General features: G+C 64.4%; 11 protein-coding genes. 3 read left to right on the plus strand and 8 right to left on the minus strand.

Annotated features, from left to right (window positions below):
* The first annotated feature begins 16 nt into the window (after nucleotides 1–16).
* Together MRBLPB4O_RS25200 and asd are read left to right on the plus strand one after the other, a co-directional pair.
* Entirely contained in the window at nucleotides 17–826 is an 810-nt protein-coding gene (locus MRBLPB4O_RS25200) for a rhodanese-like domain-containing protein (RefSeq protein ID WP_341796915.1), read from the plus strand.
* Between the two features lie 9 nt (nucleotides 827–835).
* Nucleotides 836–1,699, plus strand: coding sequence for an archaetidylserine decarboxylase (gene asd, locus MRBLPB4O_RS25205; RefSeq protein ID WP_341796916.1), 864 nt, complete (start codon nucleotides 836–838; stop codon nucleotides 1,697–1,699).
* A 299-nt stretch (nucleotides 1,700–1,998) separates the two neighbouring features.
* Here the strand turns inward: asd and serB are convergent, their stop codons facing one another.
* Nucleotides 1,999–3,213, minus strand: coding sequence for a phosphoserine phosphatase SerB (gene serB, locus MRBLPB4O_RS25210; RefSeq protein WP_341796917.1), 1,215 nt, complete (start codon nucleotides 3,211–3,213; stop codon nucleotides 1,999–2,001).
* Nucleotides 3,214–3,347: 134 nt separating this feature from the next.
* Here serB and MRBLPB4O_RS25215 point away from each other — a divergent pair, with 134 nt between their 5' ends.
* A complete protein-coding gene (locus MRBLPB4O_RS25215; RefSeq protein WP_258654178.1) occupies nucleotides 3,348–4,805 on the plus strand; it encodes an AhpA/YtjB family protein in 1,458 nt (485 codons plus the stop codon).
* 168 nt (nucleotides 4,806–4,973) lie between these two features.
* Here MRBLPB4O_RS25215 and MRBLPB4O_RS25220 read toward each other — a convergent pair whose 3' ends face one another.
* The 7 genes from MRBLPB4O_RS25220 to cpdA all read right to left on the minus strand — a co-directional run bounded on the left by MRBLPB4O_RS25220 (nucleotide 4,974) and on the right by cpdA (nucleotide 13,080).
* Complete coding sequence (locus MRBLPB4O_RS25220) at nucleotides 4,974–5,684, minus strand: PqiC family protein (protein ID WP_063423446.1); 711 nt, start codon at nucleotides 5,682–5,684, stop codon at nucleotides 4,974–4,976.
* A 172-nt stretch (nucleotides 5,685–5,856) separates the two neighbouring features.
* Nucleotides 5,857–8,115: a DNA topoisomerase IV subunit A gene (gene parC, locus MRBLPB4O_RS25225; protein ID WP_019471318.1), complete on the minus strand. Its 2,259-nt coding sequence runs from the start codon at nucleotides 8,113–8,115 to the stop codon at nucleotides 5,857–5,859.
* Nucleotides 8,116–8,125: 10 nt separating this feature from the next.
* The gene (locus MRBLPB4O_RS25230; protein WP_341796918.1) at nucleotides 8,126–8,644 is read right to left on the minus strand and encodes a TIGR02281 family clan AA aspartic protease; all 519 of its coding nucleotides are present in this window, start codon (nucleotides 8,642–8,644) and stop codon (nucleotides 8,126–8,128) included.
* Nucleotides 8,641–9,627 (minus strand): esterase-like activity of phytase family protein, encoded by a 987-nt coding sequence (locus tag MRBLPB4O_RS25235; RefSeq protein ID WP_041167913.1) that lies wholly within the window; start codon nucleotides 9,625–9,627, stop codon nucleotides 8,641–8,643. The genes MRBLPB4O_RS25230 and MRBLPB4O_RS25235 overlap by 4 nt, the downstream gene beginning before the upstream one ends.
* The gene (gene parE, locus MRBLPB4O_RS25240; protein WP_341796919.1) at nucleotides 9,624–11,528 is read right to left on the minus strand and encodes a DNA topoisomerase IV subunit B; all 1,905 of its coding nucleotides are present in this window, start codon (nucleotides 11,526–11,528) and stop codon (nucleotides 9,624–9,626) included. The genes MRBLPB4O_RS25235 and parE overlap by 4 nt, the downstream gene beginning before the upstream one ends.
* A 35-nt stretch (nucleotides 11,529–11,563) precedes the next feature.
* Nucleotides 11,564–12,172 (minus strand): YqiA/YcfP family alpha/beta fold hydrolase, encoded by a 609-nt coding sequence (locus MRBLPB4O_RS25245; RefSeq protein ID WP_012274480.1) that lies wholly within the window; start codon nucleotides 12,170–12,172, stop codon nucleotides 11,564–11,566.
* 110 nt (nucleotides 12,173–12,282) lie between these two features.
* Nucleotides 12,283–13,080, minus strand: coding sequence for a 3',5'-cyclic-AMP phosphodiesterase (cpdA, locus tag MRBLPB4O_RS25250; RefSeq protein ID WP_341796920.1), 798 nt, complete (start codon nucleotides 13,078–13,080; stop codon nucleotides 12,283–12,285).
* Between the last annotated feature and the right edge of the window lies 1 nt (nucleotide 13,081).

Below are 13,081 nucleotides of genomic sequence, written 5' to 3' on the forward strand. Positions count from 1 at the left end.
ACACTGGAGACCGTGGATGACTGACTTTTCCGGCCTGCCCCTGGTGATCGAAGCCGCGGACCTGCTGCCACGCCTGGGTTCGCCACAGTTGATCCTGGTCGACCTGAGCAGTGCCAACCGCTATGTCAGCGGGCATATCCCCGGCGCTCGCTTTGTCGAAGGCAAGCGTACCCAGCTTGGCCAGCCTCCAGCGCCGGGCCTGCTGCCGTCCCTGGGCGAGCTGGAAAAACTGTTCAGCGAACTCGGCCACCGCGACGACGCCGTCTATGTGGTGTATGACGATGAAGGCGGGGGCTGGGCCGGGCGCTTCATCTGGCTGCTCGACGTGATTGGTCACAAGGCCTATCACTACCTCAATGGCGGTATCCAGGCCTGGCCGGCTGACACCCTGTCCACCGACGTGCCCGCCAGCGTCAACAGCCCGGTGCACCTGCGTATCGACAACGCCCCCACCGCCACCCGCGAGTACCTGCAAAGCCGCCTGGGCGCCGATGACCTGGTCATCTGGGACGCCCGCGGCCCGCAGGAATTCAGCGGCGAGAAGGTATTGGCTGCCAAGGGCGGGCACATTCCCGGCGCGATCAACTTCGAGTGGACCGCCGGCATGGACCTCAACGACCACTTGCGCATTCGCCAAGACATCAAAAATGTCCTCGAGCAACTGGGCATCACCCCTGACAAGGAAGTGATCACCCACTGCCAGACCCACCGCCGCTCCGGCTTCACTTATCTGGTGGCCAAGGCCCTCGGCTACCCACGCGTCAAGGCCTACGCCGGCTCGTGGAGCGAATGGGGCAACCACCCGGACACGCCTGTAGAAGTTTAAGGAACCTGCATGAAATCCCGTTTGTTCATCATCAGCCAGTACCTGCTGCCGCACCACCTGCTGTCGCGGCTGGCCGGCTGCATCGCCGAGTGCCGCGTGCGCTGGTTCAAGAATGCCTTTACCGCCTGGTTCGCCAAGCGCTACCAGGTAAACATGTCTGAAGCGCTGGTCGAGGACTTGAGCGCCTACGAGCACTTCAATGCGTTTTTCACCCGCGCCCTGAAACCGGGTGCCCGCCCGCAGGACGAAACCCCGGGCGCCATCCTGTGCCCGGCCGACGGTGCCGTCAGCCAGCTCGGCCCGATCGAGCACGGCCGCATCTTCCAGGCCAAGGGCCACGGCTTCAGCGCGCAGGAGCTGCTGGGCGGTGACCCGGCCATGGCAGCGCCGTTCATGGGCGGCGAGTTTGCCACCATCTACCTGTCGCCCAAGGACTACCACCGCGTGCACATGCCGCTGGCCGGCACCCTGCGCGAAATGGTCTATGTGCCGGGGCGCCTGTTCTCGGTCAACCAGACCACCGCAGAGAACGTTCCCGAGCTGTTCGCCCGCAACGAGCGCGTGGTCTGCCTGTTCGACACCGAGCGTGGGCCGATGGCCGTGGTGCTGGTGGGTGCGATGATCGTCGCCTCGATCGAAACCGTGTGGGCCGGACTGGTGACGCCGCCCAAGCGTGAGCTGAAGACCTTCCGTTACGACGAAGCCAGCCGCGCGCCGATCCACCTGGAGAAAGGTGCCGAGCTGGGCCGCTTCAAGCTGGGCTCGACCGCCATCGTGCTGTTCGGGCCGGAGCAGGTGAAGTGGGCTGAGAACCTGGGCGCTGGTTCTGCAGTGCGCATGGGGCAGCTGCTGGCGGCGCCTGCACAGGCTTGACCGTGGTTTTTGCTTCGAGGTGATCGGCGGGGGTTCTCCAGCGCCTGTGAGATCGAGCGCCGCCCGCGCGGCGCTTCGCAGCACAAGGCTGCTCCTACATTTGTTTCAGGCCAATGATTTCTGAGGGGAAGGCGCGCGGTGCCTTGGCGTCCGCCTCGATGTCGCGTGGGACAAACAAGGCGGTCGCGTGCGCTGGTACAGGCTTGACTGGTCAGAAACAGATGCAGGAGCAGCCTTGTGCTGCGAAGCGCCGCGCGGGCGGCGCTCGATTTCACACGCGCTGCAGACTAGACGGCAAACTAGCCGCGGGCGTCGCGGTCGCGCAGGCCCAACAGGTACAGCACGCCATCCAGCCCCAGGGTGGAAATCGCCTGCTTGGCCGACTGGCGCACCAGCGGCTTGGCGCGGAACGCTACGCCCAGGCCGGCGAGCGACAGCATCGGCAGGTCGTTGGCGCCATCACCCACGGCGATGGTCTGCTCCAGCTGCAAGCCTTCTTCACTGGCCAGCTGTTGCAGCAGCTCGGCCTTGCGCTGGGCATCGACGATCGGCTCGACAGCCACACCAGTCACCTTGCCGTCGACTACTTCCAGCTCGTTGGCGAACACATAGTCGATACCCAGGCGCGCCTGCACCTGGCGGGCAAAGTAGGTAAAGCCACCGGACAGGATCGCGGTCTTGTAACCCAGGCGCTTGAGCTCTGCGAACAGGTTTTCGGCACCTTCGGTCAGGCGCAGCGAGGCACCGATTTCGTCCAGCACACCCACATCCAGGCCCTTGAGCAGCGCCATGCGCTCCTTGAAGCTGGCGCGGAAGTCCAGCTCACCGCGCATGGCGCGCTCGGTGATTGCCGCCACCTGCTCACCCACGCCGGCCGCCTTGGCCAGTTCGTCGATGACTTCGGCTTCGATCAGCGTCGAGTCCATATCGAACACCGCCAGGCGGCGGTTGCGGCGGAACAGGTCGTCCTTCTGGAAGGCGATGTCGATGCTCAGCGCTTCGGCCAGGGCAAAGAAGTCGGCACGCAGGGCCTGGGCATCGCTCGGCGCGCCGCGCACGGAGATTTCGATGGCCGCTTTGCCCTTGTCGGTTTCGGCATCCAGCGCCACACGCGCCGACAGACGCTCGATACGCTCGATGGTCAGGCCGTACTGGCTGATCACCGCACTCACCCGCTGCAGTTGCTCGGGGGTGATCTTGCGGCTGAGCAGGGTGACGATGTGGCGCGCCTCGCCCTGGCCGTCAGCCCAGTGCTGGTAGTCCGCCTCGGAAATCGGCGTGTAGCGGGCCTGCAGGTTCAGTTCGTGGGCCTTGGCCTGCACGCCTTGCAGCAGGGCGGTAGCCACTTCGTTGTCCGGGATGTCGACCAGGATACCGAACGACAAAGTGCCGTGCATGACCGCCAGGCCGATGTCGAGGATGCTCACACCGCCCTGCAGCAGGACGCCGGTGATAGCCGCAGTGAGACCGGGACGGTCCTCACCGGTGATGTTGATCAGGACGATTTCGCGCACAACCTGGCTCCGACTTCGATGAAAAATGCGCATTCTACCGATTTTCCGTGACCATCGGGCGCCAACGATACTTTGCCGACAAAACCCGGGTCGCTATACTGCCCCACACTTTCTGCCATTAAGAGCCGAGCTCAGTGAACCGGCCCACGCCCGTCAAACCAGACAATTTCTTCCTGATGATCTATCGTGCCCTGAGTCAACGTCGCGTGCCGCTGGCATTGCGCATCGCTTGCACCAACATCTTCCTGGTCGCGCTGGCGCTGGTGATCTATGCCTGCGTGATGGGCCTGCAGTTCAAGCAGGCCATGCACGAGCAGGCTGATGCCCTTGGCCAGAGCCTGACCACCCAGACCGCCACCTCGGCGACCGAGCTGCTGGTGTCTAACGACATCCTCAGTCTCAACGTGCTGCTGGGCAACCTGGTGAAAAACCCGCTGGTGGCCCACGCGGCCATCTACAGCGTGGACAACCGCATCCTCGCCGAGGCCGGCCAGCGCCCGCGCAACAGCCTGCTGGGCGAGGCAGAGGGCCTGTACCAGACCAAGATCACCTTCCAGGACGTGACGGCCGGGCAACTGCGCATCAGCCTGGACATGAGCCAGTTCCAGCAGCCGATGCTGATCAGCCTGCAGAGCATGGGCATCATGGCGGCAATCCTGCTGGCCCTGGCCCTCAGCCTGAGCCTGCGACAGGGCCGCTATATCACCCTGCCGCTGCTGCAGTTGCGGGTGTGGCTGCGAGACCCCCAGCCCTATACCCCGGCCACCGACCGCCAGGACGAGATCGGCGACATCGCCCGCCAGCTGCACGCGCGCCTGGCCCCGCCGCCGCCACCGGAGCCAGAGCTGGAGGAAGAGGACGACGAGCATTTCGACGACTTCCACGACGCAGCGCCGGCTCCCAAGGCAGCCCCGCGCCCCAAGGTTGCCGCATTGGCCGAGGACGATGACGACGAAGCCTTTGCCGGTTTGCTGGACGACGACAGTGCGCCCAAAGCCGCCCCGGTCGAATCTGACGAGCCGCAGTACAGCGCCGTACTTGCCGTGCAACTGGGCTCACAGGAACAACTGCGCCGCCTGCCGCGTACACGCCTGACCGAGCTGACTGACCGCTACCGCGATTGCCTGGAGCATGCTGCCTCGCTCTACGACGGTGAAACCCACACGCTCAACGACGGCAGCACCCTGGTGCTGTTCCACAGCCGCGACTGTGGCGAGGACTACCTGACCAACGCCATCTGCTGCGGCGAGCTGCTGCGCGCCCTGGGCCATGCCCTGCAGATCGAAGTGGCCGACAGCGGCATCACCCTTCAGCTGCAACTGGGCCTGGTCCTGGGCAACGACCTGCAAGGGCTGGAGCTGGTGGACTTGCTGATGGCCGAAAAGGTCCAGGATGCCCTGGCGCTGTCGCAGCACAGCCGCAACCTGTTGCTGGTGGAGCGGCAGATCAGCGATGACGCGCTGATTCGCCAGCGTGCCCGCATTCGCCCGATTGCCAGCCCTGAGGGTGCCTGCTGTGTGGAGCGTTTGATGGAGCCTTACCCGTCGATGCTGGAGCGCCAGCTGGCGCGCATGCACGAGCGCCGCGCCTGATAGTTTCTCCCTGTGGGAGCGGGCGCGCCCGCGAATCAGGCGCCGCGGTGCATGGCACCGGCTGCGCCGGTGTTCGCGGGCACGCCCGCTCCCACAAAGGCCGCATCTATCCTTTAGGTACAAAAAAGCCCGCAACAAATGCGGGCTTTTTTGTGGGTGTCAGTTCGATCAGAACCGATAAACTTCCATGTCGGTGCGAATCGGCGAGGCCATCGGAATCTTGGATTTCTCCGGCCCCTTTTTGACCTGCACCGGTGCAGCGGGCTTTTTCGGTGCTTCTTCGGCAATCGCCGGCTGGTTGGCCAGCGGCTTGACCGCAGTGCTCAGCTGTTCGGCCAGCTTCTGAAGCAGTTGACCCTGGGCCTGAACTTGCGACGACTCGCTGCCCTCGTGCGGCTGCTCGAGGTGAACGATACGGTTGTCACGCACATGGCCACGGCGATCCAGCAGACGCCACTGAGCATCCAGGATGGCCGGCTGGTTTTTGCCTGAGTCCAGGCGCGTGATCGACAACAGCACCTGCACGTCCGGGCTGAAGCCAGCGGTCGCCGGCGCCAGCACCACGCGCTGGCTGTCCAGGCGCCAGGCAAGTTGACGCACCAGCAGCTGGTCGATATCCGACGAAAGGCTACCCGCCCAGCGGCCGTCAGTCGCCGCGCTCAGGCTGCCGTCGGCTTGACGCTGCAGGAACGTTTCACGCTGAAGGTAATCGGCTACCGATACCGGGCCGAGTACCACGGCCATGCCCGCACTCTGCGACGGCTGGCCAGGATCACCACTGTCGAGCTGATACAGGGCAACCGGCTGATGCATGGTGCACCCGCCAAGGCCGAGCAGGCCAGTCATCAACAGCGCAAATGGAAGGCGCAGAAATTTCATCATCCCATCCAGGCGGCCGCCATAAGGCACACCGCAGTGATACATGTAGATTCAAACGGGCACACGGCCACGCCGGCACCGCAAGGGCCATATCATCCGCGAAATAACCGTCCGACTCCAGCATTTCTGCCCGGAACGGCGCTGAAATTGCCGTTCCAGACATTTCTGCCCGTTACGCCGGCACTTCCACCTGCAACCCATCGACGCGCTGGAAGCCGCGTGGCAGCTTGCTGCCTCGCCGTCCGCGCTCGCCCTTGTAGTGCTCAAGATCGTCCGCTTTCAGAGACAGGGTACGCTTGCCTGCTTGCAATACAAGGGTCGCGCCTTCGGCAATCACGGCCAGATCGGTGACAAATTCTTCACGGCTGGCTACCCGGTCGCCCGGCACGCCAATGATCTTGTTGCCCTTGCCCTTGCCCAACTGCGGCAAATCGCTGACCTTGAACACCAGCAGGCGGCCTTCGGTGGTCACCGCTGCCAGCCAGTCCTGCTCGCGATTGGCCACCGGGCGTGGGGTCATGACCTTGGCACCGTTGGGCAGGCTGAGCAAACCCTTGCCGGCCTTGTTCTTGGCCTGCAAGTCCTCACCCTTGACCACGAAGCCGTAGCCCGCATCCGAGGCAACCACGTACAGCGCGTCGTCCTCCGGCAACAGCACACACTCGAAGGTGGCGCCTGGGGGTGGCGTCAGGCGGCCGGTCAGCGGCTCGCCCTGACCACGTGCCGAGGGCAAGCTGTGAGCCGCCACCGAATAACTGCGCCCCGTAGAGTCGATGAGCACGGCAAACTGGTTGGAACGCCCGGCTGCGGCGGCCTTGAAGCCATCGCCGGCCTTGTACGACAAGCCGGTGGCGTCGATGTCGTGGCCTTTGGCGCAACGCACCCAGCCCTTCTCCGACAGCACCACGGTGACCGGCTCGGTCGGCATCAGCTCGTTTTCAGACAGGGCCTTGGCTTCGACGCGCTCGACGATTGGCGAACGGCGCGCGTCGCCGTAGGTTTCGGCATCCTTGATCAGTTCGCTGCGCACCAGCTTGCGCAGTTTGGCCTCGCTGCCCAGCAGCGCCTGCAGCTTGGCCTGTTCCTTGAGCAGTTCGTCCTGCTCGCCGCGGATCTTCATCTCTTCCAGGCGCGCCAGCTGACGCAGACGGGTCTCGAGGATGTACTCGGCCTGGATTTCGCTCAGCTCGAACCTGGCAATCAGGGCCTGCTTGGGGTGCTCCTCGGTACGGATGATGTGGATCACTTCATCCAGGTTGAGGAATGCGGTGAGCAAACCATCCAGCAGGTGCAGGCGCCGCTCCACCTTGTCCAGGCGATGCTGCAACCGGCGGCGAACAGTGTTGGTGCGAAACTCCAGCCACTCCACCAATATCGCACGCAGGTTCTTCAACTGCGGGCGGCCGTCCAGGCCAATGATATTGACGTTGACCCGGTAGCTGCTCTCCAGGTCGGTGGTGGCGAACAGGTGCTGCATCAGTTCGTCGGCATCCACACGGTTGGAGCGCGGGATGATGACGATGCGGCACGGGTTCTCATGGTCGGATTCGTCACGCAGGTCGGCAACCATCGGCAGCTTCTTGGCCTGCATCTGTGCGGCGATCTGCTCCAGCACCTTGGCCCCGGAGACCTGGTGCGGCAGCGCAGTCACTACGATATCGCCATCCTCGACGCGGTAAACGGCACGCATGCGGATCGAGCCGCGGCCGCTTTCGTACATCTTGAGGATTTCTGCCCGTGGCGTGATGATTTCCGCCTCGGTCGGGTAATCCGGCCCCTGGATGTGCTCACACAATTGCTCGATGGTGGCCTTGGGCTCGTCGAGCAGGCGCACGCAGGCGCTGGCCACTTCACGCAGGTTGTGCGGCGGCACGTCGGTCGCCATGCCCACGGCGATACCGGTGGTCCCGTTGAGCAGGATGTTGGGCAGCCGCGCCGGCAGCACGGCCGGCTCCTGCAGGGTACCGTCAAAGTTCGGTACCCAGTCCACGGTGCCTTGGCCAACTTCGCTGAGCAGCACTTCGGCGTAGCGCGACAAACGCGCCTCGGTATAACGCATGGCGGCGAACGACTTCGGATCGTCCGGCGCACCCCAGTTACCCTGGCCGTCGACCAGGGTATAGCGGTAGCTGAACGGCTGCGCCATCAGCACCATGGCCTCGTAGCAGGCCGAGTCGCCATGGGGATGGAACTTGCCGAGCACGTCACCGACGGTACGCGCCGACTTCTTGTGCTTGGCATCGGCATCCAGCCCCAACTCGCTCATGGCATAGACGATGCGTCGCTGCACCGGCTTCAGGCCGTCGCCGATGTGCGGCAAGGCGCGGTCCATGATCACGTACATGGAATAGTTGAGGTAGGCCTGTTCGGTGAAGTCAGCCAGCGAGCGGCGTTCGACGCCGTCCAGGCTGAGTTCCAGTGAGTCGCTCATGCGGGCCTCGTCATTTCAGGTTCTGGCGCAACAGCATGGTGCCGCCGCGCTGGGTAAATTCAAGTTGTTTCAGGGCACTCATGCCCAGCAGTACGATGGGCCCGTCCAGGCCCGGCACCACGGTGGCGCGTACGTCCTGCAGCCGGATATCGCCCAGCTGCAGGCTGGCCAGGCGCGTGCGGTAGCCTTCGGCGCGGCCATTGGCGGTGCTGAGCAGCACCGGGCTGCCGCGCTCAAGGTTCAGGTCACGGGCCAACACCTCGGGGATCGCCACATCGGTGGCGCCGGTGTCGAGCATGAAATGCACCGCCTGGCCGTTGATGGCGCCATCCACCATGAAGTGGCCCTGGCCGTTGCCCAGCAGGCGCACTTCGACAAAGCCCTCGCCGTGTTCGGATTGCACCTGGGCATTGGGGTTGCGCTTATTGTCTTCCCACTGGCCGAAAAAGCGCGTGGCAAGGAACATCGCGGCCGCCCAGGCGAGGACCATCAGCACCCTGCCCGCCCGTTTGCCCGGCGCCTGGCTCATGACTTGGCGCTCCAGCCACCTTCCGGTGCATCAAAGCGCCAGACGATCGGGCGCGTTTCGCCATCGGCGCGGGCGCCGTTGTTGTTGTCCAGGCCGATCCAGGCGCCCTTGGCATCGATCACAAGGGCTTCGGCCAGGCCGAACGGTTGCGGGTAACGGCGGGCCTCGACCAAGGCGTCGGCAGCAAACGACCAGCAGCGTTCTACTTTGCCGCTGTCGGTATCACGCCGGCAGACCCGGTAGGCATTGCGTTCGAGTGTGAACAGCTTGCCCTCGAACCAGGCCAGGTCGGCAAAATCGCGCGACAGTGCCCGGGCATTGGGCATTTGCGCCGGCTGCATCTCCACCCCGGCCTCGCTCAGCAGCACACAGCTGCGCCCGCAAGTCCACACCGATTGCTGGCGCTCGATGGCCACCAGGCCACGGCGCTCGCGTTCTGCGGCCAGCCACAGGCGATCGCCCGCAGGGTTGATCGCCAAGCCCTCGAACAAAGCATTGAAGTTCAGCAGCATGCCGCTGGCACGGGCCTGACGCACCATGGCCGGGTCGATCTTCAGCCAGTCCGGCTCGCCTTCCAGCGGTAATTGCAACACGGCGGCATGGGCTTCGCTGGCCAGGTACAGGTTACCCGCCTGGTCACAGGTGATGCCTTCGAAATCCAGCTCGCCCCCGCGAATGTACGACGCCGCCCAATTGCGCGACTTGAGGCCCCACGGCAGGCCGCTTTCCGGCGGCGGTGGCGGGGTAAAGGTCAGCGGTTGCGCGCGCCAGGTCGGTTTTTGCTGGTCGAAGCGGTAGATGCGGTCGTCGTCGCGGTCGGACACGCCCCACAGCCCGCCCCGGCATTCCACCAGGCCAGACAGGTTGCCACCACGCATGCCGTCGATCGGGTGCTCGGCACTGAGCTTCAGCTCCGGCCAGTTACCCGCCAGGGCAGGCAAGGTAACCAGCGCAAGGCAAACGGCAAGTACTTGCCGAATCAAACCATGACCTCGGCCAGGTTGCCTTTGGTCTCCAGCCAGTTCTTGCGGTCACCGGCGCGCTTCTTGGCCAGCAGCTTGTCCATCAGTTCGCAGGTGGCCTCAACGTCGTCCAGGGTCAGCTGCACCAGGCGCCGGGTGTTCGGGTCCATGGTGGTTTCACGCAGTTGCGGCGGGTTCATTTCACCCAGGCCCTTGAAGCGGGTGACCTGCGGTTTGCCGCGTTTCTTCTCGGCCACCAGGCGGTCGAGGATGCCGTCACGCTCGGCTTCGTCGAGGGCGTAGTAGATTTCCTTGCCCAGGTCGATGCGGTACAGCGGCGGCATGGCCACGTACACATGCCCGGCCTCCACCAGCGCGCGGAAGTGCTGGACGAACAGCGCGCACAGCAGCGTGGCGATGTGCAGGCCGTCGGAGTCGGCGTCGGCAAGGATGCAGACTTTGCCGTAGCGCAGTTGCGCCAGGTCTGTGGCACCCGGGTCGACACCGATGGCCACGGCGATGTTGTGCACCTCCTGGCTGGCCAGGACTTCGCCACCGTCCACTTCCCAGGTGTTGAGGATCTTGCCGCGCAGCGGCAGGATCGCCTGGTACTCCTTGTCCCGTGCCTGCTTGGCCGAGCCACCCGCCGAGTCACCCTCGACCAGGAACAGCTCGGCACGCATCGGGTCCTGGCCGGCGCAATCGGCCAGCTTGCCAGGCAGCGCCGGGCCTTGGGTGATGCGCTTGCGCTCGACCTTCTTGCTGGCCTTGAGGCGACGCCCGGCGTTGCTGATGGCCAGCTCGGCCAGTTGCATGCCCAGCTCGGGGTGGGCGTTCAGCCACAGGCTGAAGGCGTCCTTGACCACGCCGGAAACAAAGGCAGCCGCCTCGCGCGAGGACAGGCGCTCCTTGGTCTGCCCGGAGAACTGCGGCTCCTGCATTTTCATCGAGAGCACGAAAGAGATGCGCTCCCAGATGTCTTCAGGCGCCAGCTTCACACCGCGCGGGAGCAGATTGCGGAACTCGCAGAACTCGCGCATGGCATCCAGCAGGCCCTGACGCAGGCCGTTGACATGGGTGCCGCCCTGAGCGGTGGGGATCAGGTTGACGTAGCTTTCCTGGACGCTGTCGCCGCCTTCTGGCAACCACAGCAAGGCCCAGTCTGCGGCCTCCTTGTTGCCCGCCAGGCTGCCGCAGAACGGCTCGTCAGGCAGGCGCTGGAACTCGCTGACCGCATCGACCAGGTAGGAACGCAGGCCGTCTTCGTAGTGCCACTCGACCTTCTCGCCACTGGCCTTGTCCTCGAAGCTGACCAGCAGGCCCGGGCACAGCACGGCCTTGGCCTTGAGCACATGCTTGAGGCGGCTGATGGAGAACTTGGGCGAGTCGAAGTACTTGGGGTCGGGGCTGAAGTAGACGCTGGTGCCAGTGTTGCGCTTGCCGACCGAGCCGACCACTTCCAGCTCGCTGGCCTTGAAGCCATCGGCGAAGGTCATCTGGTATTCGTTGCCGTCACGCTTGACGCGCACGCGCACCTGGGTCGACAGGGCGTTGACCACCGAGATACCCACACCGTGCAAACCGCCGGAGAACTGGTAGTTCTTGTTGGAGAACTTGCCGCCGGCGTGCAGCTTGGTAAGGATCAGCTCGACCCCGGACACGCCTTCTTCCGGGTGGATGTCCACTGGCATGCCACGGCCATCGTCGCTGACTTCCAGCGAGTGGTCGGCATGCAGGATGACCTGCACCGAACGGGCGTGGCCGGCCAGGGCTTCGTCGACACTGTTGTCGATGACTTCCTGGGCCAGGTGGTTGGGGCGGCTGGTATCGGTGTACATGCCCGGCCGCTTGCGGACCGGGTCAAGGCCCGAGAGGACTTCGATGGCGTCTGCGTTATAGGCGCTAGCGCTGGGATTGGCCATAGGGTCTCTTCGTCAGTCTGGTGAGTGCAAAAAAGTCAAAATACAGAAAAATCGAGCGCCGCATACTGCCCGCGAGCAATGCCGGCAAAAGCCAGCAGAGCCGGCAGGCGCTCGGCGAAGCCCTGGAAACTGTGGTCGCCGCCAGCCTGTATACGCAGGGCACATGCACGGTAATAGCGCTCGGCGTGGCGATAGTCCAGGGTTTCATCGGCCGTCTGCAGCCACACTTGATAGCGGCTGGCATCTACCGGGGCCGGCACTTCCAGCTCGGCCAGGGCCTGTACGTGATCATGGGTCAGTTCCCAGGTTTCACCGCTGTAGTGATTGCGCTGAGTGCCCAGGTACCCGTCAAAATGCTTGTGTGGCGTTACCGCAGGGTTCACCAACAGGGCCTTGAGGCCATGGCGCTCGGCCAGATGGGTCGCATAGTAGCCGCCGAGCGAACTGCCCACCAGCAATGGCGCGCCCAGTTCGGCGATGGCAGCTTCAAGCTGGGCGATAGCCTGCCGCGGGTGGTGATGCAAGGCGGGCACACGTAGCTGGGCCGACAGGCCCAGTTGCTGCATCACGGCTTCGAGCTGGCGCGCCTTGGTCGAAAGCGGCGAGCTGTTGAAGCCATGGATATAGAGGATGGAACCCGACATGCTGCCCCCGGAATCTGTGGCTTCGCGCCTGATGATGCGGGCGCAGGGACGCGCAGTGTAGCGCGTTCGCCGGGTTTTGACGCAGTGTCACGGGTTTCGCAACAATTTCTTCAATAACCTGGGCTATCGAAGTCGAGTCTCACCTCAAAGTCCGTGGCCCGCTCCACTCCGGTTTCCAACCGCCCGTCGACGTGCAGGCGCAACCAGCGGTACCCGGGCTGCTCCTCGCTCACCTTGAAATCTTCGCTGCGTGCCGCGAACTGAATACAGGTCGAAGGCGTGGCCAGCAGGCGCCGGCCCTCGCGCAGCTCGTCCCATTCCTGATGCACATGCCCCCACAGCAACGCCCGCACCTGTGGATAAGCCTCGATGGTATCGAACAGGGCCTGGGCATTGCGCAAGCCTATCGGCGCGATCCAGGCGCAGCCGATGTCCACCGGCTGATGGTGGAAACACACCAGGCAATGCCGTTCGCCCGCCTCTTTCAAGGCGGCTTCCAGCACTGCCAGTTGGTCACGCTCCAGCAGACCATGTGTCGCGCCATGCACCGCCGTGTTGAGCATGACAATACGCCAGGCGCCAACATCGGTGACTGCTTGCACCAGCTCCGGGGCCACTTCGGCCATGACCCGGGCCTCGTCGTGGTTGCCCGGCAACCAGCGGGTGGGCACTGCAAACGACGCAGTCAGATCCCGGAACGCTTCATATGAAGCAACGCTGGCGTCCTGGGAAAGATCACCCGTGCACAACAGCAAGTCGACAAGCGGTTGCTCGCGCCGCACCTGGGCCACCACATGGCGCAGGCTGTCACGGGTATTGAGCCCCAGCATGCTGCCGGCCGGGTCGGCGAAAAGATGGGCGTCGGTCAGTTGCACCACATGAACAGGGCGCGTGTTGTCTGGGTACATG

Source organism: Pseudomonas sp. LPB4.O, from assembly GCF_038383825.1.
Classification (GTDB): Bacteria; Pseudomonadota; Gammaproteobacteria; order Pseudomonadales; family Pseudomonadaceae; genus Aquipseudomonas; species Aquipseudomonas putida.